This window comes from Mesorhizobium sp. WSM4307 (assembly GCF_007003945.1).
Lineage (GTDB): Bacteria > Pseudomonadota > Alphaproteobacteria > Rhizobiales > Rhizobiaceae > Mesorhizobium.
Window position 1 is genome coordinate 294,308 of sequence record NZ_VFTB01000004.1, and the last position, 20,953, is coordinate 315,260.

Consider the following 20,953-nt stretch of genomic DNA (forward strand, 5'->3'; position numbering starts at 1 on the left):
TGGCCTTTGACCGAAAAATGATAATTTGAGTTATGCCTTTCTTATGGCCAACATGCAATCGAAACCCTGCGGACCGGGCCGCGGGGCGTAGAGGACAGGAACGGATCCATGCTCACCCACGCGCTGATTGGCGACGAAGGCAGAACGATCGAACTTGGCTGGCAGGGTGGGAGGCGCACCCGCTTTCACGCCATGTGGCTGCGCGACAATGCGCTCGACGACAAGACGCGCAGCGCCGGCAATGGCCAGCGGCTGATCACCATCCTCGACATTCCAGCCGAGACGAGGATTGGGGCTGCCGCGATCAAGGGCGGCGCGCTGGAAATCAGCTTCGTGCCGGAAGGAAAAACGGTCAGCTTTCCCGCTCAATGGTTGAGCGCCAACGCCTATGATCGCGACGAGCTTCGCGAACCCGGCTGGACGGGCGATATCATCCAGCGCTGGACCAAGGCGACGATGCAGAATTCGGTGCCGCGCGCCAGCTACAAGGCGGCCTTTCATGGCCGCAGCGTCCTGCGCGAATGGCTTTCGGCGGTGAGGACCTACGGCTTTGCGGTGATGGACGGACTGCCGGCGGAGTCCGGGGCGCTGTGCAAGGTCTCCGACCTGTTCGGCTATATCAGGGAGACCAATTACGGCCGCTGGTTCGAAGTGCGCGCCGAGGTCAATCCGAACAATCTCGCCTACACCAATCTCGGCCTCCAGGCGCACACCGACAATCCCTATCGAGATCCGGTGCCGACGCTGCAGATCCTGGCCTGTGTCGAGAACACGGTGGAGGGTGGTGAGTCCAGCGTCGTAGACGGCTTTGCCGTTGCGGCCACGCTGCAGGCGGAAAACCCTGAGGGCTTCCGGCTGCTGAGTTCCTGTCCGGCGCGCTTCGAATATGCCGGCTCGTCCGGCGTGCGGCTGCAGGCGAAGCGGCCGATGATCGAATTCGGACCGGATGGCGAGCTGATCTGCATCCGCTTCAACAACCGTTCGCTGGCGCCTGTCGTCGACGTGCCGTTCGCCGATATGGACGCCTACTATGCCGCCTATCGCCGGTTCGCGGAGCTGATCGAGGATCCCGCCTTCGAAGTGACGTTCAAGCTTCAGCCTGGCCAAGCCTTCATCGTCGACAACACGCGCGTCATGCATGCCCGCAAGGCGTTTTCGGGCACCGGCAAGCGCTGGCTGCAGGGCTGCTACGCCGACAAGGACGGCCTGTTGTCGACGCTTGCGGCGATCGAGCACAGCTTCAAGGAGGCCGCCGAATGAGCGGCCAGGATTTGAACGCGGACAATGTCGTCGAATTCATCGCCGACATTTTCGAGCGCCGGGGCGCGGAATCCTATCTCGGCGAGCCCGTCACCATGTCCGAGCACATGCTGCAAGGGGCTTGGCTGGCGGAGCAGGATGGTGCGCCCGAAGTGCTGGTGGCGGCCGCGCTGCTGCACGACATCGGCCACTACACCAGCGAGTTCGGCACTTATTCGCCCGACGATGTCGAGGACAAGCATCATGACGAGGCCGGCGGCGAGGTGCTGGCGCCGTTCTTCCCGCCGATCATCGTCGAATGCGTGAGGCTGCATGTCGCGGCCAAGCGCTATCTCTGCGCCACCGACCCGACCTATTTCTCGAGACTGTCGCCGGCTTCGGTCCATACGCTGTCGCTGCAGGGCGGACCGATGAGCGCCGACGAGGTGGCCGAGTTCCGCAAGAACCCGTTCCACGAGGAGGCGGTGCGGGTCCGTATCTGGGACGAGGGCGGCAAGGTCGCCAACATGAAGACGCGGGCGTTTCGCGACTACGTACCGCTGCTGCAGCGTGTCGTGCACGAATTCAGCAACCGCGCCTGACGGCGGATCATCACCGGAGGGGACAGCCATGTTACTGCTTCGACGGGCAAGGGGCGGTGACGCCACATAGGCCTGAGAATTGCCGGGAGCGCTGGCGTGTTGAAGGCGTCCCCCGGTGCAACTCAGTTGCCGCTGTTGGTAAGCTTGGTCTTCTCGATCCGGCGATCCGGTCCGAGCCGCTCGAATCCACGGGCATTGCGTGCGCATAGCGATGCATTCTGGAGGCGCGGCATTTGCCGCACCTCCCTGCGGCCTGGCTACAGCTGGCCACCCGGCCGGCTATCCCTTGTGGTGCACTGTCTGCAGCCCATAGACCGGCGTCGGCAGGCCGGCATGCCGGGCTTTCAATTGCAACGACAGGAACTGCGAATAATGGCGCGACTGGTGCAGATTGCCGCCGTGGAACCACAGCGCTTCCTGCTGCGTCGGCTTCCACATGTTGCGCAATTCGCCTTCCCAGGGGCCGGGATCCTTGGTGGTGTTGGAGCCGAGGCCCCAGCATTTGCCGACCTTGTCGGCGGTTTCGCGCGAGATCAGATCGGCGGCCCAGCCGTTCATCGAGCCGTAGCCGGTGGCGTAGACGATCAGGTCCGCGGGCAGTTCCGATCCGTCACTGAGCACAACCGAATGCTGCTTGATCTCTTCGACGTCGACACCGCTCTTCAGCTTGATCGAGCCATCGATGATCAGCTGGGAGGCGCCGACGTCGATGTAATAGCCGGAGCCGCGCCTGAGGTACTTCATGAACAGGCCGGATTCGTCGTCGCCCCAGTCGAGCATGAAACCGGCCTTCTCCAGCCCTTTGTAGAACGCCGCGTCGCGTTTCTTCATCTCGGCATAGGCCGGGATCTGGAACTCGTGCAGGATCTTGTAGGGCAGCGAAGCAAAGATAAGATCGGCCTTGGCCGTGGTGATGCCATTCTGCAGAGCCTGCTCAGAATAGAGCGCACCCAGTCCGATCTCCATCAACGTGTCGGATCTGGCGATATGGGTGCTTGAGCGTTGCACCATGGTGACGTCGGCGCCGGCTTCCCAAAGGGCCGCCGCGATATCATGAGCGGAATTGTTGGAGCCGATGACAACGGCTCTTTTCCCGGCATAGCCATCGGGGCCAGGGTGCTTCGAGGAGTGATGCTGATCGCCCTTGAAACTCTCCATACCCTTGAATTTCGGCAGATTGGCCTTGCCTGACTGTCCGGTGGCCAGAACCAATTGCTTGGGCTTCAAGGTAATGTCCTTGCCGTCGCGGCGGACGACGACGGTCCACTCCTTCTTCTCGTCGTCATAGGAGGCGCTCCTGGCCTCGGTCGACGACCAGTAGTTCAGCTCCATCACCTTGGTGTACATTTCCAGCCAGTCGCCGATCTTGTCCTTCGGCGAGAAGACCGGCCAGTTCTTCGGGAAATCGATATAGGGCAGATGGTCGTACCAGACCGGATCGTGCAGGCAGAGCGACTTGTAGCGCTTGCGCCAGCTGTCGCCGGCGCGCTCGTTCTTCTCGACGATGATGGTCGGCACGCCGAGCTGCCGCAGCCTTGCGCCCAGCGCAATGCCGCCCTGGCCGCCGCCGATGATGAGCGTATAGGGCTGCGTCTTGAAGCCGAGCTCGGCGGCTTCCTTCTCACGTTCTTCCTTCCATGTCGGACGGTTCTTGCCCGAGCCATGCTTGGCGCCCATCGGCCGCGCGAAGCCGGCCGGTTCCTCGTGGCCTTTCAATTCGACCATGGTGGTCAGCAGCGTCCAGATCTTGCCGTCCTTCAGCCTGATATGGCCAAAGCCGCGCGCCACTTCGGTCTCGAAACTGATCCAGCCCTCGATCAGCCCGCCGCTCTCGGTCGCGTCCTCGCCCTTGGCGAGTGCCCAATGCGACGGCTTCGTCTTCGACAGCTGGCTCTTCAGCATGGCGCGGATCTGGTCCTTGCCCTCCATGGTCTTGATGTTCCAAGTGAAGGTGACGAGGTCGCGCCAGTAGCAATCCTCCTGGAAGCAACCGACCGCCCTGTCGATATCACTGGCGGCCAGGGCGCCGCCGAATTGGTCGAGCAGGTCGGACAGTTTCTTGCTTGGGGCCTTGTCGAGCATAAGTTTTCCTCCGTGAAATCCAGGCCGTCATGGTGGCTCCTCCCGACTTGCAAGCCGGACGATGAAGTATCGGCAAAGAGGACGGCCTTCGTCACGCCCCACCATAGTTTCGCGTGGCTTCAAGGACTTATCTGGAGAACGCGTTTTCCGAGCCGGTTTGGAGCGCTCTTGCGACAGGCGATGGGGGTGGTGTCGCACGATGCGGCGCTCATCGCGAAATCGTGACGGGCCATTTGTCGAATTGGGAAGCGCCTTCATCGCCGGCGCGATTTTTGCCGTTGAGATTTTTGCCGTTGACAGGGCGCCTTGCCGGCCCGTAGTGTCCGCGACCATGAAAAAGGCACTCATTCTCGTAGGAAGGCGCGTGGGCAAGGCGGTGTAACCGCCGGGCGAAAACCTCCCATGCGCAACACACAGGCTCCCTCGGGGGCCTTTTTTATTGCCTGAAACACGACTAAACGACCGACAACACCCAAGTGGCAACGCCCAAGCGGCGACAGTACGGGACCAGACCGATGAGCAACGGACAGAGTGAGCGGCGCGAGATGACGGGCGCCGAAATGGTGGTGCAGGCGCTGAAGGACAATGGCGTCAAGCATGTCTTCGGTTATCCCGGCGGCGCGGTTCTCCCGATCTATGACGAGATCTTCCAGCAGGACGAGGTCGAGCACATTCTCGTGCGGCACGAGCAAGGTGCCGGCCACGCGGCCGAAGGCTATGCGCGCTCGACCGGCAAGGCCGGCGTCATGCTGGTGACATCGGGCCCCGGCGCCACCAATGCGGTGACGCCGCTGCAGGATGCGCTGATGGATTCGATCCCGCTGGTCTGCCTGACGGGCCAGGTGCCGACCTCTCTCATCGGCTCCGACGCGTTTCAGGAATGCGATACGGTCGGCATTACGCGGCCCTGCACCAAGCACAACTGGCTGGTGAAGGACGTCAACGAGCTCGCCGCGACCATCCATGAGGCTTTCCACGTCGCCACCACGGGTCGTCCCGGTCCGGTTGTGGTCGACATCCCCAAGGACGTGCAGTTCGCCAAGGGGTTTTACGTCTCGCCGCAGATCGCGCCGCGCACCAGCTACCAGCCCAAGGTCCAGGGCGATCTGGAGAAGATCAAGGCCGCGGTCGAACTGATGGCCACCGCCAAGAAGCCGATCATCTATTCGGGCGGCGGTGTGATCAATTCCGGTCCGGAAGCGAGCCATTTGCTGCGCGAACTGGTCGACCTCACCGGTTTCCCGATCACCTCGACGCTGATGGGGCTCGGCGCCTATCCGGCGTCGGGAAAGAACTGGGTCGGCATGCTCGGCATGCATGGCACCTACGAGGCCAACATGGCCATGCATGACTGCGACGTGATGATCTGCATCGGCGCGCGCTTCGACGACCGCATCACCGGCCGGCTCAATGCGTTCTCGCCGCACTCGAAGAAGATCCACATCGACATCGACCCGTCCTCGATCAACAAGAACGTGCACACCGAGGTGCCGATCATCGGCGATGTCGGCCGGGTGCTGGAGGATATGGTGCGGCTGTGGCGGGCAACCGCCAAGGCCGACAAGAAGGCGCTCTACCCCTGGTGGGAGCAGATCGCCAAATGGCGTGCGCGCGATTCACTCGCCTTCAAGATGAACAATGACGTGATCATGCCGCAATACGCCATCCAGCGGCTCTACGAACTGACCAAGGACAAGGACACCTACATCACCACCGAGGTCGGCCAGCACCAGATGTGGGCGGCGCAGCATTATCATTTCGAAAAGCCGAACCGCTGGATGACGTCGGGCGGCCTGGGCACGATGGGCTATGGCCTGCCGGCGGCGCTCGGCGTGCAGATCGCGCATCCCGATGCGCTGGTCATCGACATTGCCGGCGACGCCTCGGTGCAGATGACGATGCAGGAAATGAGCGCGGCGGTGCAGTACAAGGCGCCGATCAAGATCTTCATCCTCAACAACCAGTATATGGGCATGGTGCGGCAATGGCAGCAGCTCTTGCACGGCAACCGGCTGTCGCATTCCTACACCGAGGCGATGCCTGACTTCGTCAAGCTGGCGGAGGCCTATGGCGGCCATGGCATACGTTGTGAGAAGCCGGACGAACTGGACGACGCCATCACCGAGATGATCTCGGTCCGCAAGCCCGTGCTGTTCGACTGCCGCGTGGCGAACCTCGCGAACTGCTTCCCGATGATCCCGTCGGGCAAGGCGCACAACGAGATGCTGTTGCCGGACGAGGCCACCGACGAGGCCGTGGCCAATGCCATCGACGCCAAGGGCAGGGAGCTGGTGTAGTCGACGGGCCAAGGCAGGGCTTGTCGAAAGAAGCCGTGCGCAAACAAACAATCAGACCAAGAATTTGAGATCCATGCCATGAACGCACAGCACCTTCAACCGACCGGCTCCGCCTATTTCATCGCCAAGGAAACGGAGCGGCCGGAGAATCACACGCTCTCCGTGCTGGTCGACAACGAACCGGGCGTGCTTGCCCGGGTCATCGGCCTGTTCTCCGGGCGCGGCTACAACATCGAGAGCCTGACAGTTTCCGAGACCGAGCATGAAAAGCACCTGTCGCGCATCACCATCGTGACGCGCGGCACGCCGCATGTGCTGGAGCAGATCAAGCACCAGCTCGAGCGCATCGTGCCGGTCCACCGCGTGGTCGATCTCACCGTGCGCTCGCACGAATTCGGACAGGAGCGGCCGCTGGAGCGGGAACTGGCGCTGGTCAAGGTTGCCGGCACCGGCGAGGCCCGGGTCGAGGCACTGCGGCTGGCCGACGCATTCCGCGCCAGCGTCATCGACGCCAACACCGAGCATTTCATCTTCGAGATCACCGGCAAGGGGTCCAAGCTCGACCAGTTCATCGCCATCATGAAGCCGCTCGGCCTGGTCGAGATCTGCCGCACCGGCGTGGCGGCGATGAACCGCGGCCCGCAGGGCATGTAAGAATTCATACGACGTTCAGATTCTGCATTCACGTTAGGGCAAGGCAGCCCGAAAGACGGTTTGAGAATTGGTGGCGCATGACCCCGCGACAAGAACTGGCGATACATGTGATGATGTACGCCATGATCGCATTCTCGATTTGGGTGCTTGCCCATGCCTGGGTGACGATGACAGTCCTGGTCGGCCGAACCGCTGAATGGGTCGCCTATGCCGACAATCCAACCAGATTCTGGGATGGAATTTTCTTCCATGCCGGATGCATCGTCATCTTCAGTTGGTTTCTTTGGGCGCTGAAGTATCGCCGTCGTCGAGACTGATTGCCCGAATTTATCCGGTCAGGCGTGCCCGGGAAATCAGTCGTCGGATCGCGGCAGGCGCATTGGACCAATTGAATGAAGTTGCGTCCGGCGCCCGGTCGATTTAAGTCAGCATAGCTGACCTTTGTGAGCCGTCATGACCCTCGACGCATTCCTCGCACTGCTCGTCTATGCCTTCGTGACCTCGATCACGCCGGGGCCTAACAACCTCATGCTGCTGGCATCGGGGGTGAATTTCGGCATTACCAGAACCGTTCCGCACATGCTTGGCATCAGCATGGGCTTCCTGGTGCTGCTGCTTGCCGTTGGCCTTGGCCTTGGCGCTGTGTTGACGGCGTTTCCGGCGCTGCACACTGGATTGAAGATCGCCGGGGGCGCCTATCTGCTCTATCTCGCCTGGAAGATCGCCATGTCGCGCTCGCTGACCGGCAAGGGTGACACGAAAGGGCGGCCCATGCGCTTCATCGATGCGGCTGCATTCCAGTGGGTCAATCCGAAAGCCTGGGTGATGGCGATCACCGCCATGGCTGTCTATGCCAATGCCGAGCACCCGTTCCTGTCAGTGGTGTTGATCTCGATCGCCTTCACCATCGTCAACCTGCCGAGCGTTTCGGTTTGGGCGGGATTCGGCACGGCACTGCGGAGCTTTCTATCGGATCCGGTGCGGCTGAAATGGTTCAACATCGCCATGGGCGTGCTCTTGGCGGCCACGCTTTGGCCGATGCTGAAATAGGGTTCCCCGAAGGTTCGACGGGCTTCGGCTCGCGGCGATAGCGGGCCTGCCTACCGATTGTGCAGTGCACATTAAATCTTCGTAATGCCGTGTTTTGGCCCTTTTCCAACAAATGCGTGTCCTATCTATTCGGCGAAATCGCGGCAACGAGCCGTGGATTGCGCTAGAATACGACCACCTGACTACGGCGTGTCGGACGGAGAGGCCTTTGTCGATGCGTGGAAAAGTCACTGTTTCATTGCTTGTCGTCGCCTGTGCGGGCGCGGCCTGGCTCTATCTGTCTCCGGACACGCTGGGCAAGGTTGAGCAACTCATCGGCGCAAAGCAGGTCGTGGCGTCGGACAAGGCGGCAACCGACAAGCAGGCAGCCGGGGGCAAGCAGGGGTCCGGCGGCAGTGGCGCCCGTTCGGCCTCGATCGTTTCGGCGACGGCAACCACGGCCGACTTCCCGATCCGGCGCTACGCCATCGGCTTCGTCTCATCGCCCGCCGTGGTCAGCATCAACGCGCGGGTCTCCAGCCAGATCGTGTCGATCGACGTCAAGGACGGGCAGATGGTGAAGGCGGGCGACATCCTGTTCTCGCTCGACGACCGGGCGCTCAAGGCGCAACTCGCCAAGGACCAGGCCACGCTCGCCAAGGACCAGGCGCTGCTTGCCAGTTCGAATTCCGATTTTCAGCGCGCCAAGGACCTTGTCGCCAAGCAGGCCGGCACGCAGCAGACCTACGATCAGGCCGTGGCCGCACAGAAGGCGGCGGCCGCGACCGTCGACGCCGACAAGGCGACGATCGACGCGGACAATGTCCAGCTTGGCTTTGCCACCATCGCGGCGCCGATCGCGGGCAGGCTGGGTGCGGTCAACGTTGCCGTCGGCGATCTGGTGACCACCAGCAATGGCAACAGCAGCACCTCGACGCCGCTGGTGACCATCACCCAGATGGACCCGTTGCAGGTCAACTTCAACTTGCCGGAAAGCAACCTTGCGCTGCTGCACAAGGCGCTTGCCGATCCGCAGCAAGGGGCGGTGACGTTGACCAAGGATGGCGAGCCGACGCCGATCGGCAAGGGCACGCTCGATTTCGTCGATTCCAGCGTCGATACCGCCTCGGGCACGATCGCCACGCGGGCGAGCATACCGAACGCGGATCTTTCGCTGTGGCCGGGCCAGTATGTGAATGTCGTGCTCGACGCCGGCATGATGCCGCAGATGACCTCCGTTCCCACCGTTGCGGTGCAGCCCAGCCAGAAGGGGCCGTTCGTCTATGTGGTCAAGCCGGACAACACGGTCGAGATGCGGCCGGTCCAGGTGGCGCTGACAGAAGGCCAAAACAGTGCCATCAGCCAAGGCCTCAAAGCCGGCGAGAAAGTGGTCACGGAAGGCCAGACCAGGCTGAAGGATGGCGCCGCCGTGCACGAAGGCGCCGCGGCCGCAGCGCCCAAGGTGGCTGAGGCAACCAATGCCGGCGAGGCGGCCCGATGATCTCCGAATTCTGTATTCGCAGGCCCGTCGCCACCCTCCTGATGTCGTTCGCCCTGGTGCTGGGCGGACTGTTTGCCTACAAATTCCTGCCGGTGGCCGCACTGCCCAGCGCCGAATTCCCGGTGGTCAACGTCTCGGCTTCGCTGCCTGGCGCCTCGCCGGAAACCATGGCGACATCGGTGGCGACGCCACTGATCAAGCAGTTCGCGACCATCGCCGGCATTGATTCCATTTCGACCACGAACTCGCTCGGCCAGACCTCGATCGCGATCCAGTTCGTGCTCAACAGGGATATCGACGCAGCGGCGGCGGATGTGCAGGCCGCGATCGCGCGAACGCAAAAATCGCTGCCGCCGCAGATGACGTCGCCACCCAGCTATCGCAAGGTCAATCCGGCCGATGCGCCGATCCTTTTGATGTCGCTGGTCAGCGACACGGTTCCGCTGACCGACCTCGACGCCTTTGCCGAGAACGTCATCTCGCCGTCGCTGTCGACCATCGACGGCGTGGCGCAGGTCTCGATCTTCGGCCAGCAGAAATATGCCGTGCGCATCCAGATCGATCCGACAGCGCTTGCCGCGCGCGGCATCTCGATCGACCAGTTGCAGGCGGCGGTCGCATCGGCCAACAGCAATACGCCGCTCGGCGTGCTGCAGAACAACAAGCAGCAGTTGACCATCACAGCAAACACCCAGCTGACCGACGCCGCCGGCTTCTCCAACCTCATCATCGCCACCAAGAACGGCCATCCGGTGCGGCTGGGCGAGGTGACCCGCGTCGTCGATTCGGTGCAGACCACGACGACGGCGAGCTGGTATGACGGCACGCGCGCGATCATCATGGCCGTGCAGCGCCAGCCCGATGCCAACACTGTCGACGTCGTGGACAAGGTCAAGGCGATGCTGCCGTCCTTCCAGGACCAGATGCCGGCCGCTGCCCAGATCAAGCTGCTCAACGACCGCTCGACCTCGATTCGCCAGGCAGTCGACGACGTGCAGTTCACGCTGCTGTTGACCATCGCCCTGGTGGTGATGGTGATCTTCGTGTTCCTGCGCCGGGTGACGGCGACCATCATCCCGGCCGTGGCGGTGCCGATCTCGCTGATTGCCACGTTGGCTGCGATGTTCCTGTTCGGCTTTTCCATCGACAACATATCGCTGATGGGTCTGACGCTGGCGGTGGGCCTCGTCGTCGACGACGCCATCGTCATGCTGGAAAACATCTTCCGCCACATGGAGGAGGATGGGTTGTCGGCCTTCGACGCGTCGTTGAAGGGCGCGCGCGAAATCGGCTTCACCATCATCTCGATCTCGATCTCGCTGGTGGCCGTGTTCATCCCCGTGCTTCTGATGGGCGGTGTCATCGGGCGCATCTTCAACGAGTTCGCCGTGGTCGTGACGGTCGCCATCCTGGCATCGATGTTCGTGTCGCTGACGCTGACGCCGATGCTGTGCTCGCGGCTCTTGTCGGTCACCAAGGCCGATCGCGAAGCACACGCCCCTGGCCACAAGCGGGATCTCGTCACGCGCGGCTACGACCGGGTCCTGAGCTTCTGCCTGCGCCACACGTTCCTGGTGTTCCTCGTCTTCATCGGCACCGCGGCGATGTCTGTATGGCTGATCGAGATTTCGCCGAAGGGCTTCTTCCCGCAAGAGGATATCGGCCAGATCTCGGTGACCACCATCGCGCGTCAGGACATTTCCTTTGACGCCATGGCAAAGCTGCAGGGCCAGGTGGCAAGCGTCTTTTCCCATTCGCCCTATGTTTCGCATGTGGCCTGGTCGGCAGGCAGCGGCAACAATGCATTGAACCAGGGCCAGCTCTATGTGCAGTTGAAGGACAAGAGCCAGCGACCCAACATCGAGAAGGTACAGGCGGATCTGCGCAAGCAGCTGGCCGGCGTGGCGGGTATCGAAACCTACATGCAGCCAGTGCAGAACCTAAGATTGGGTTCGCGGTCGTCCGCTAGCGCCTACCAGTTGGTGGTCCAAGGCCTCGATACCGTCCAGACCGATATCTGGGCGCAGAAACTGAATGACGCAATGGCGGCCGACCATGCGACCTTCACCGACGTCACCAGCGACCTGCAGAACAATGCGCTGCAGGCATCGCTGGTCGTCGATCGCGACAAGGCCGCCCAGCTTGGCATCGATACCGACACGCTGCGCTCCGCCCTCTATGGCGGCTTCGGCACCGACCAGGTTTCGACGATCTTCGGTTCGGCCGACAGCTACGAAGTCATCACCGAGCTCGATCCCAAGATCGAATGGTCGCCCGAGCGGATGCTCGCCATCCAGATGCGGACGGCAAGCGGCAGCCTGGTTCCGCTTGGCGCCTTCGCCCGCGTCGATCGCACGGCGGGCACCCTGACGGTCAACCAGCTCGGCCAGCTTCCGGCCGTGACCATCTCCTACAATCTGCCGCAAGGCGTGGCGCTTGGCGACAGTACGGCTCGCATCAGCGCGCTGAAGGAGCAGATCGGCATGCCAACGGCTATCTCGACTTCCTTCGCCGGCACGGCCAAGACCTTCCAGGATTCGCTTGCCAATCAGGGCCTGCTCATCGGCGGCGCGATCCTGACGATCTATATCGTGCTCGGCATTCTGTACGAGAGCTTCATCCACCCGCTCACCATTCTCACCGGCCTGCCGTCGGCGGTGCTGGGCGCGGTCGTTGCCTTGCGCTTCGCCGGCATGGATCTGTCGGTCATCGCGGTGATCGGCATTCTGATGCTGATCGGCATCGTCAAGAAGAACGGCATCATGATGGTCGATGTCGCGCTTGAATTGCGACGAGAGGGCATGTCGGCCAAGGACTCCATCCACAAGGCCTGCCTGATGCGTTTCAGGCCGATCATGATGACGACGCTTGCGGCGCTGATGGGCACGTTCCCGATCGCGCTCGGTACCGGCGCCAGCGCCGAACTACGCCAGCCGCTGGGCGTTGCCGTTGTCGGCGGCCTGCTGGCCTCGCAAGCGCTCACCCTGTTCGTGACACCGGTGATCTACGTCTACATGGAGAATTTCTCGGGCTGGCTCGCCGGGCTCATGCCGAAGCGCAAGGCCGAGTTGCCCGCGGTCGGGAATGCCGAACAGCCCTCGCTGTTCGGCATCAACGACGACATCCCGGCCGAGCCGCAGAAGACGGCGGCCGAATAGCCGGCCAGCAGGCGCTGATTTCCGCTGGCCCAAGTCGTCATGCTTGCGACCGGCGGCTCGCGACCGTAATTTGCGGCCATGTCCCATGATCATGACCACGACAACGAGCTCGATCCTTTTGCCGCCCGCGTGCGGGCGCTGGAGACCATCCTGACCCGCAAGGGGCTGATCGATCCGGCGGCGATCGACGTCATCGTCGATACCTACGAGACCAAGATCGGCCCGCGCAACGGCGCCAGGGTGGTGGCAAAGGCCTGGAGCGATCCTGCCTATGCGGATTGGCTCAAGCGCGATGCGACGGCGGCGATCGAATCGTTGAGCTATACCGGCCGCCAGGGCGAGCACATGCAGGCGGTGTTCAACACCGAGGAGACGCACAACCTCGTCGTCTGCACGCTGTGCTCCTGCTATCCATGGTCGGTTCTTGGCTTGCCGCCGGTCTGGTACAAGGCGCCGCCCTATCGGTCGCGCGCGGTGATCGATCCGCGCGGCGTGCTCGAGGAATTCGGGCTGGCGCTGTCGGCCACCACCAAGATACGCGTCTGGGATTCGACGGCGGAACTACGTTATCTCGTCGTGCCGATGCGCCCCAAGGGTACCGAAGGCTGGAGCGAGGAACGGCTGGCCGCACTGGTGAGCCGCGATGCGATGATCGGCACCGCGCTGGCCAAAGCACCGGAGGGGGCGCCGGCATGAACGGGCCGCAGGATCTCGGCGGACAGATGGGGTTCGGGCCGGTCGCGCCCGAAAAGGACGAGCCCTATTTCCACGCCGAATGGGAGAGGCGGGCGCTCGGCGTCACGCTGTGCGCCGGCGCCATGGGCGCCTGGACCATCGACGAGAGCCGGCATGCGCGGGAATCGCTGCATCCGGCCGACTATTATTCCTCCAGCTATTACCAGATCTGGATCAAGGCGCTGGAAACGCTGCTCAAGCGCCATGGGTTCGTCAGCGAGCGCGATCTCGAGGCGGGCGAAGCGATCGATGCGGCGGCGACCCCGAAACGGGTGCTGAAGGCGGAAAATGTGCCTGCCGTGCTGGCCAAGGGCAGTCCCTGCAACCGGCCGATGGCGGAGCCGGCGCGGTTCAAGGCCGGCGATCCCGTGCGGACGAAGAATTTCAACCCGACCGGCCACACAAGGCTGCCGCGCTATGCGCGTGGCAGGCAAGGCAAGATCGAGGCGGTGCGCGAGGGCTTCGTCTTTCCCGACAGCAACGCGCATGGGCAAGGCGAAAACCCGCAATGGGTCTATACGGTGGTTTTCGAAGGTAAGGAGATCTGGGGCGAGGGCGCCGATCCGACGCTGACCGTTTCGATCGATGCCTGGGAGAGCTATCTTGAGCCGGCATGAAGGCACCTTGCCGTTCGACGAACCGGTATTTTCAGAACCATGGCAGGCTGAAGCCTTTGCGATGACGGTGGCACTGCACGACAAGGGCTTGTTTTCGTGGAGCGAATGGGCGGAGGCCCTGTCCGCCGAGGTCAAGAAGCCGGGCGCTGCAAGCGACGGCCATGACTATTACGAACATTGGCTCGCGGCGCTGGAAAGCCTGCTTGCCTCAAAGGGGCTGGCCGCCAAATCCGATTTCGATGCGATGGCGCAGGCCTGGGAGCGCGCGGCTCATGCCACGCCGCACGGCAAGCCGATCCTGCTGGAGAACGATCCGCACGCCGCGCAATGATCACGGGCGGAACGACGTTTGTTCCCTTTACGTTCTTGGTTGCGCCTGATAGTCTGCGTGTGGGGAGTTAGCCGCCGTTTGTATCGATGGGTGGCGCCTATCTTGTCTTTCCCTTGCGAATCCGGTCACACGATCAGATGGAATTTTCTCCCCAACAGGATGAGGCGCTGCAAGCGGTCGCCCGCTGGCTGCAGGCCGGCAAGCCGCAGTTGTTCAGGCTGTTCGGCTATGCCGGCACCGGCAAGACGACGCTGGCGCGCTATTTCGCCGAACATGTCGACGGCCAGGTGCAGTTCGCCGCCTTCACCGGCAAGGCCGCCCAGGTGCTGCGCTCCAAGGGGGCGGTCAACGCCCGCACCATCCATTCGCTGATCTACAGGCCCAAGGGCGAGGAATCGGTGGAAGACGAGGTGACCGGCAAGACATCGATGTCGCCGACCTTTTCGCTCAACCGGCAGAGCCCGATCTCGCGTGCGAAACTGGTCGTCATCGACGAATGTTCGATGGTCGATGAGCAACTCGGCCGCGACCTGATGAGTTTCGGCACACCGATCCTGGTGCTGGGCGATCCCGGCCAGTTGCCGCCGATCTCGGGCGGCGGCTTCTTCACCGATCACGAGCCCGACTTCCTGCTCACCGAAATCCACCGGCAGGCGCGCGACAATCCGATCCTGCGGCTGGCGCTCGACGTGCGCGAAGGCCGCGAATTCATGCGCGGCGACTATGGCACGGCGCAGGTGATCGGCAAGGAAGACGTCACCCAGGAACTGGTGCTGAAGGCGGACCAGGTGCTGGTCGGCACCAATCGCACGCGCCGCCGCTACAATCAGCGCCTGCGCGAGCTCAAGGGCTTCAACGCCGACTATCCCCAGGCCGGCGACAAGCTGGTCTGCCTGCGCAACGACCCGGCCAAGGGCCTGCTCAACGGCTCGCTGTGGAAAGTGATGACCTCGTCGCGCGAGACAGTGAAGCCCGGCATCAACCTCCTGGTTTCGCCGGAAGAGGACGATCCGGACCGCGGCGTCGCCAAGATCAAGCTGCTCAAGGCGGCGTTCGAGGATCCCGACGCCGATATCCCCTGGCAGCAGAAGAAGCGTTTTGATGATTTCGACTATGGCTATGCGCTGACCGTGCACAAGGCGCAGGGCTCGCAGTGGAACGAAATCGTGCTGTTCGACGAAAGCTGGGCCTTCAAGGAAACGCGCCAGCGCTGGCTCTATACCGCGATCACCCGCGCGGCCGAACGATTGACCATTGTCCGATAGAGTTACGACGCCGGCTTCTCTCGTACGCCGACCCGCCGGACCCCAAGCCATTCCCAGGCCTCTTCTTCGTCCTCGGCCTTGAAATGCCTGAATTCGATGGGCGACGATGCGGGCAAAGCGTGTCGCGCGTCCGGTGTCCAGTCCGGCGTGCCGATCGCCGCGCAGCGACCTATATGCTCCAGCGCATGGATGGTGCCCTGCTTCAGGGTCTCGTCGGAGATGTCGGTCCAGTCGACGCCGTCGTGATCGACGATGCGCACGGCCACGTCGATTCGCTGATGCAGCGCGTAGGCCGCCTCCAGCAGACCGAACAGGTTTTCCGCATCGGCCGCCGACACATGACCGACCACGTCGATGGCGAACAGGTCGTCGCGATCGGTGTCGATGCGACGGATCGTCGGCACGGATTGCAGGAAATTCACGAATGGGCCTCCTTGCGCAAAAAACGGCGTCCGTCTTCTGGAACACCGGAAACCCCTATCTGTTCCCGTCAAAGGCGCTATAGATGCCCAGTCTCAAGCGCGCCGCGGCTGAATGGATAGGTGTGGCGCGTGCTAACCGCCTGATTTCACGGACACCAGACATGCCCGCAAAGCTTTCCGTCAACCTCAACGCCATCGCCATGCTGCGCAACCGGCGCGACCTGCCATGGCCCAGTGTCACCGGCATCGGCCGGCTTGCGCTTGCCGCCGGGGCGCATGGGCTGACCGTGCATCCGCGTCCCGACGAGCGTCATACGCGGCATTCCGACCTGCCCGAGATCCGGGCGCTGATCGACGATGAGTTTCCGCAGGCGGAATTCAACATCGAGGGCTACCCGAGCGAGGATTTCCTGGCGCTTGTGGAAAAGCATCAGCCCGAACAGGTGACGCTCGTTCCCGATGATCCGGCGCAGGCGACCTCCGACCATGGCTGGAACTTCGTCGCCGATGCGGCGTTGCTGACGCCTATCGTCAGGCGCCTGAAGAAGGGCGGCTTCCGGGTTTCGCTGTTTTCCGACGCCGATCCCGCCGGCATGACAGCCGCGCGCGATACCGGCGCCGACCGGATCGAGCTCTATACCGGCCCTTATGGCAGCTACCATTCCGATTCGGCAAAAGCCGCCAAGGAACTGGAACGATTGGGAAAAACGGCCGACGCGGCGCACGCCGCCGGTCTGCAGGTCAATGCCGGACACGATCTGACGGTGGGCAATCTGCCGGCCCTGGCCAAGCGCATTCCGGCATTGGCCGAAGTGTCAATCGGACATGGGTTGACAGCCGACGCGTTGGAGTATGGCATGGCCGGCACGGTGGGCCGGTTTCTCAGGGCCTGCGGTTGGTAGGGGTAGAGTTTCGCCTTGCAGGTATGGCAGCCATAGCGTGCAACTGACATCGCATCGTAGCATGCGTGAGGCACCGCGCGCTCGTCGGGGAGTGGTCTATGGACCTTGCCAGTCGCGATAGCGAGGCCGAAACCGTCGAGCAATCGAGCCATTCCGGAGCCGAACAGCACAGCACCAAGGTTCTGATGCTGGGTGCGCTCGGTGTTGTCTATGGCGATATCGGCACCAGTCCGATCTACGCTTTCCGTGAGGCACTTCACGCTTCGCCCGGTATCGCTACGCGCGCTCACGTGCTTGGTGTGCTGTCGCTGATTGTCTGGGCGTTAACGATCATCGTGACCATAAAATATGTCGCCTTCGTACTTCGCGCCGACAATAAGGGCGAAGGCGGTACGTTATCGCTGATGTCGCTGGCGCGAACCGCCTATCCCAAAGGTGCGCGACTTATTCTGGCGATCGGGCTTTGCGGCGCTGCGTTGTTTTTCGGCGATTCGATCATAACGCCGGCCATCTCCGTGCTGTCGGCGGTCGAAGGCCTCAGGGTGGTGACGCCGACACTGGACCCCTACGTCGTGCCGATCACGCTGCTCATCCTGGCCATTCTGTTCTCGGTGCAGCGCTTCGGCACGGGAAAGGTGGCGGCGGTGTTCGGGCCGGTGACCGCACTATGGTTCCTGGCTATCGGCGTAGCAGGGCTCTATCACCTGTTGGACGATCCATCGATCCTGCTGGCCATCAATCCCTATTACGCGGTCGCCTATCTCGCCAGCACACCCACGGCCGCCTTTGTCACTGTCGGCGCGGTGTTCCTGGCGGTGACCGGGGCCGAGGCACTTTATGTCGATCTCGGCCATTTTGGACGCAAGCCTATCGTGTTGGCGTGGTTTTCCGTGGTTTTCCCATGCCTGCTGCTCAACTATTTCGGGCAAGGTGCTTTTGTGCTGGCCAATGGCGGGAGGCCGACCAATCCATTCTTCCAGATGCTGCCCGACTGGGCACTGATGCCGATGGTGGGGCTGGCGACGGCCGCAACCGTCATCGCTAGCCAGGCAGTCATATCCGGTGCTTTTTCGCTGACCCGCCAGGCGGTGCAGCTCAACCTTCTGCCACGCATAGAGGTGCAGCATACGTCCGAAATGCAACTCGGCCAGATCTACATGCCCCGCATCAATCTGCTCGTCGCTCTGGGGGTGATGCTGCTGGTCGTCGGTTTCGGCAGTTCGAGTTCGCTGGCTTCCGCCTACGGCATCTCGGTAACCGGCGAAATGCTGATGACGACGATCCTTTTGTTCGTCGTCATGCGCAAGCTGTGGAAATGGAGGCTGGCGGTCGCGCTGCCGCTGACATTGCTGTTCGGCATCATTGACAGCGGCTTCTTCCTGGCAAACATCGTAAAGATATTCGAAGGCGGCTGGGTATCGATCACGGTTGCCTGCCTGATGGGGCTGATCATGTGGACCTGGATACGCGGCACGCGCTATCTGTTCGACAAGACCCGCCGCAACGAGATCCCGCTCGATTTTCTTGCCGCCAATCTGTTGAAGAAGAAGCCGCACCTGGTGCCAGGCACGGCTGTGTTCCTGACCAGCGATCCGCTCAGCGCGCCGACAGCGCTGATGCACAGCCTCAAGCACTACAAGGTGCTGCATGAGCAGAACGTCATCCTTTCGGTGGTGACGGCGCCGCAGCCGGTGGTGTCCGACAGCGACCGGGTCAAGATGGAGACGGTCAACGAGCTGTTCATGCGGGTGACGCTGACCTTCGGCTATATGGAACAGCCCAACATTCCGCGCGCGCTGGCGATCTGCCGCAAGCGGGGCTGGAAGTTCGACATCATGACGACGTCGTTCTTCCTGTCGCGGCGTTCGCTCAAGGCCTCGCCCAATTCCGGCATGCCGGTGTGGCAGGACAGGCTGTTCATCGGCCTGGCGCGCACGGCGGCCGATGCAACCGAATATTTCCAGATCCCGACCGGACGTGTCGTGGAAATCGGCACGCAAGTCGCTATTTAAAGGCTGATACGGCAGCTTTTATGGGCGCCAGCCATGCCCCGTGGCCGCGAATTCAGCCCGCGACCATTGATTTATAGGCCATTTCCTAAGGAGCCTAGCGTTGCCAACATGGGAGCCATCACGCCACGGCACTTGATATTGCATTGCAGCAAGCGTAGAGCACCGCGCGCTTATCGGAGTGTCGTCCATGGCCCTTGCCAACACTGGTAGTGAGGCAGAACCCGTCGAACAGTCGAGCCATCCGGAAATCGAACAGCATAGCACCAAGGTGCTAATGCTGGGCGCGCTGGGCGTTGTCTACGGCGATATCGGCACCAGCCCGATCTATGCCTTTCGCGAGGCGCTGGTGGCGTCGTCTCACGGCACCGTCGCCGATCGCGGAGATATTCTTGGTGTCCTGTCGCTGATCATCTGGTCGCTGACGATCATCGTCACCATCAAATACATCATGTTCGTGCTGCGGGCCGACAACCGCGGTGAAGGCGGCGTGCTGTCGCTGATGGCGCTGGCGCGCGGCAGTTTCCCCAAGCGCTCGGCGGTGATCCTGGGCATCGGCATTGTCGGCGCCTCGCTGTTTTTCGGCGATGCGGTCATCACGCCGGCGATTTCCGTGCTGTCGGCGGTCGAAGGCATGAATGTCGTCACACCGGCTTTCCAGCCCTACGTAGTGCCGCTGACCTTGGTCATCCTCGCCGTGGTGTTTGCGGTGCAGCGCTTTGGCACGGGTGGGGTGGGATTGGTCTTCGGACCGGTGACCGCCGTATGGTTTCTGGCGATCGGTCTTTCCGGCCTCAAGCACATCATCGCCGATCCGGAAATCCTGTGGGCGATCAGCCCGCACTACATCGTCGCCTTCCTGATCCATTCGCCCGACGTCGCCTTCGTGACGATCGGCGCCATCTTCCTGGCTGTCACCGGCGCCGAGGCGCTTTATGCCGATCTCGGCCATTTCGGACGCAAGCCCATCGTGCTTGCCTGGCTGTCGATCGTGTTCCCCTGTCTGCTGCTGAACTATGCCGGGCAGGGCGCCTTCGTGCTGGCCAAGAATGGCGTCGTCGGTCATCCGTTCTTCGAGATGAACGAGGGCTGGGCACTGATCCCGATGGTGGTGCTGGCGACCGCCGCGACGGTCATCGCCAGTCAGGCTGTGATTTCAGGTGCCTTCTCGCTGACCAGGCAGGCAGTGCAGCTCAACATGCTGCCGCGCCTCGAAATCCTGCACACCTCGGAAAAACAGTCCGGCCAGATCTACATGCCGCGTGTCAACCTCCTGCTGGCATTGGTGGTGATGATGCTGGTGGTCGGTTTCGGCGAATCCAGCAAGCTCGCCTCCGCCTATGGCATCTCGGTGACCGGCAACATGCTGGTGACGACGGTGCTGCTCTATGTCGTGATGACCCGCATCTGGAAATGGCGGCTCTGGGTTGCGATCAGCTTGAGTGTGCTGTTTGCCTTCATCGATATCGGTTTCTTCGCTTCCAACATTGTCAAGGTGTTCGAAGGCGGCTGGGCGTCATTGCTGGTGGCCTTCACAATCGTGCTGGGTATGTGGACCTGGGTGCGCGGCAGCCGCTATCTGTTCGACAAGACCCGCCGCAACGAGATTCCGCTCGATTTCCTCGCCGGCAATCTCTTGAAGAAGAAGCCGCAGCTGGTGTCCGGCACCGCGGTGTTCCTGACCAGCGATCCGCTCAGCGCGCCGACAGCGCTGATGCACAGCCTCAAGCACTACAAGGTGCTGCATGAGCAGAACGTCATCCTTTCGGTGGTGACGGCGCCGCAGCCGGTGGTGTCCGACAGCGACCGGGTCAAGATGGAGACGGTCAACGAGCTGTTCATGCGGGTGACGCTGACCTTCGGCTATATGGAACAGCCCAACATTCCGCGCGCGCTGGCAATCTGCCGCAAGCAGGGCTGGAAGTTCGACATCATGACGACGTCGTTCTTCCTGTCGCGGCGCTCGCTCAAGGCCTCGCCCAATTCCGGCATGCCGGTGTGGCAGGACCGCCTGTTCATCGGCCTGGCGCGCACGGCGGCGGACGCGACCGAATATTTCCAGATCCCGACCGGGCGCGTGGTAGAGATCGGCACACAGGTGGCGATCTGA

Annotated in this window: 17 protein-coding genes; 15 read left to right on the forward strand and 2 right to left on the reverse strand. The window is 62.4% G+C overall.

Annotated features, from left to right (window positions below; translation table 11 throughout):
- Positions 1 to 108 precede the first annotated feature (108 nt).
- Positions 109 to 1,260 (forward strand): gamma-butyrobetaine dioxygenase, encoded by a 1,152-nt coding sequence (locus FJV83_RS11460; protein ID WP_142885175.1) that lies wholly within the window; start codon positions 109 to 111, stop codon positions 1,258 to 1,260.
- The gene (locus tag FJV83_RS11465; protein ID WP_095790850.1) at positions 1,257 to 1,841 is read left to right on the forward strand and encodes an HD domain-containing protein; all 585 of its coding nucleotides are present in this window, start codon (positions 1,257 to 1,259) and stop codon (positions 1,839 to 1,841) included. Before FJV83_RS11460 ends, FJV83_RS11465 begins: the two co-directional genes overlap by 4 nt.
- Before the next feature lie 279 nt (positions 1,842 to 2,120).
- Here FJV83_RS11465 and FJV83_RS11470 read toward each other — a convergent pair whose 3' ends face one another.
- The gene (locus FJV83_RS11470) at positions 2,121 to 3,923 is read right to left on the reverse strand and encodes an NAD(P)/FAD-dependent oxidoreductase (RefSeq protein WP_142885177.1); all 1,803 of its coding nucleotides are present in this window, start codon (positions 3,921 to 3,923) and stop codon (positions 2,121 to 2,123) included.
- A gap of 515 nt (positions 3,924 to 4,438) precedes the next feature.
- On the opposite strand from FJV83_RS11470, the gene FJV83_RS11475 reads away from it, so the two are divergent.
- The 10 genes from FJV83_RS11475 (at position 4,439) to FJV83_RS11520 (ending at position 15,510) form a co-directional block, all read left to right on the forward strand.
- Positions 4,439 to 6,220, forward strand: a complete 1,782-nt coding sequence (locus FJV83_RS11475) for an acetolactate synthase 3 large subunit (RefSeq protein WP_095773064.1) — start codon at positions 4,439 to 4,441, stop codon at positions 6,218 to 6,220.
- A 78-nt stretch (positions 6,221 to 6,298) separates the two neighbouring features.
- Entirely contained in the window at positions 6,299 to 6,874 is a 576-nt protein-coding gene (gene ilvN / locus FJV83_RS11480) for an acetolactate synthase small subunit (RefSeq protein ID WP_013894763.1), read from the forward strand.
- Positions 6,875 to 6,951: 77 nt separating this feature from the next.
- A complete protein-coding gene (locus FJV83_RS11485; RefSeq protein ID WP_095790854.1) occupies positions 6,952 to 7,191 on the forward strand; it encodes a hypothetical protein in 240 nt (79 codons plus the stop codon).
- Between the two features lie 136 nt (positions 7,192 to 7,327).
- Positions 7,328 to 7,924, forward strand: coding sequence for a LysE family translocator (locus tag FJV83_RS11490; RefSeq protein WP_095790855.1), 597 nt, complete (start codon positions 7,328 to 7,330; stop codon positions 7,922 to 7,924).
- A 214-nt stretch (positions 7,925 to 8,138) separates the two neighbouring features.
- A complete protein-coding gene (locus FJV83_RS11495) occupies positions 8,139 to 9,404 on the forward strand; it encodes an efflux RND transporter periplasmic adaptor subunit (RefSeq protein WP_142885178.1) in 1,266 nt (421 codons plus the stop codon).
- Complete coding sequence (locus FJV83_RS11500; protein WP_095773060.1) at positions 9,401 to 12,562, forward strand: efflux RND transporter permease subunit; 3,162 nt, start codon at positions 9,401 to 9,403, stop codon at positions 12,560 to 12,562. The genes FJV83_RS11495 and FJV83_RS11500 overlap by 4 nt, the downstream gene beginning before the upstream one ends.
- 78 nt (positions 12,563 to 12,640) lie before the next feature.
- On the forward strand, positions 12,641 to 13,258 hold the full coding sequence (gene nthA / locus FJV83_RS11505) for a nitrile hydratase subunit alpha (RefSeq protein WP_095790858.1): 618 nt from the start codon (positions 12,641 to 12,643) through the stop codon (positions 13,256 to 13,258).
- Positions 13,255 to 13,914 (forward strand): nitrile hydratase subunit beta, encoded by a 660-nt coding sequence (nthB, locus tag FJV83_RS11510; protein ID WP_095787811.1) that lies wholly within the window; start codon positions 13,255 to 13,257, stop codon positions 13,912 to 13,914. The genes nthA and nthB overlap by 4 nt, the downstream gene beginning before the upstream one ends.
- On the forward strand, positions 13,883 to 14,245 hold the full coding sequence (locus FJV83_RS11515; RefSeq protein WP_185973325.1) for a nitrile hydratase accessory protein: 363 nt from the start codon (positions 13,883 to 13,885) through the stop codon (positions 14,243 to 14,245). The genes nthB and FJV83_RS11515 overlap by 32 nt, the downstream gene beginning before the upstream one ends.
- A 137-nt stretch (positions 14,246 to 14,382) precedes the next feature.
- Positions 14,383 to 15,510 carry an ATP-dependent RecD-like DNA helicase gene (locus FJV83_RS11520; protein ID WP_010910153.1) on the forward strand — a complete coding sequence of 376 codons (1,128 nt, stop codon included), beginning with the start codon at positions 14,383 to 14,385 and terminating at the stop codon, positions 15,508 to 15,510.
- 2 nt (positions 15,511 to 15,512) lie between these two features.
- Here the strand turns inward: FJV83_RS11520 and FJV83_RS11525 are convergent, their stop codons facing one another.
- Entirely contained in the window at positions 15,513 to 15,932 is a 420-nt protein-coding gene (locus FJV83_RS11525; protein WP_095773056.1) for an STAS/SEC14 domain-containing protein, read from the reverse strand.
- A 161-nt stretch (positions 15,933 to 16,093) separates the two neighbouring features.
- Between FJV83_RS11525 and FJV83_RS11530 the strand changes: the two genes are divergently transcribed.
- The 3 genes from FJV83_RS11530 (at position 16,094) to FJV83_RS11540 (ending at position 20,953) form a co-directional block, all read left to right on the forward strand.
- Complete coding sequence (locus FJV83_RS11530) at positions 16,094 to 16,834, forward strand: pyridoxine 5'-phosphate synthase (protein WP_142885182.1); 741 nt, start codon at positions 16,094 to 16,096, stop codon at positions 16,832 to 16,834.
- A 98-nt stretch (positions 16,835 to 16,932) separates the two neighbouring features.
- The gene (locus tag FJV83_RS11535) at positions 16,933 to 18,846 is read left to right on the forward strand and encodes a potassium transporter Kup (protein WP_095787813.1); all 1,914 of its coding nucleotides are present in this window, start codon (positions 16,933 to 16,935) and stop codon (positions 18,844 to 18,846) included.
- A 187-nt stretch (positions 18,847 to 19,033) separates the two neighbouring features.
- Entirely contained in the window at positions 19,034 to 20,953 is a 1,920-nt protein-coding gene (locus FJV83_RS11540; protein ID WP_142885183.1) for a potassium transporter Kup, read from the forward strand.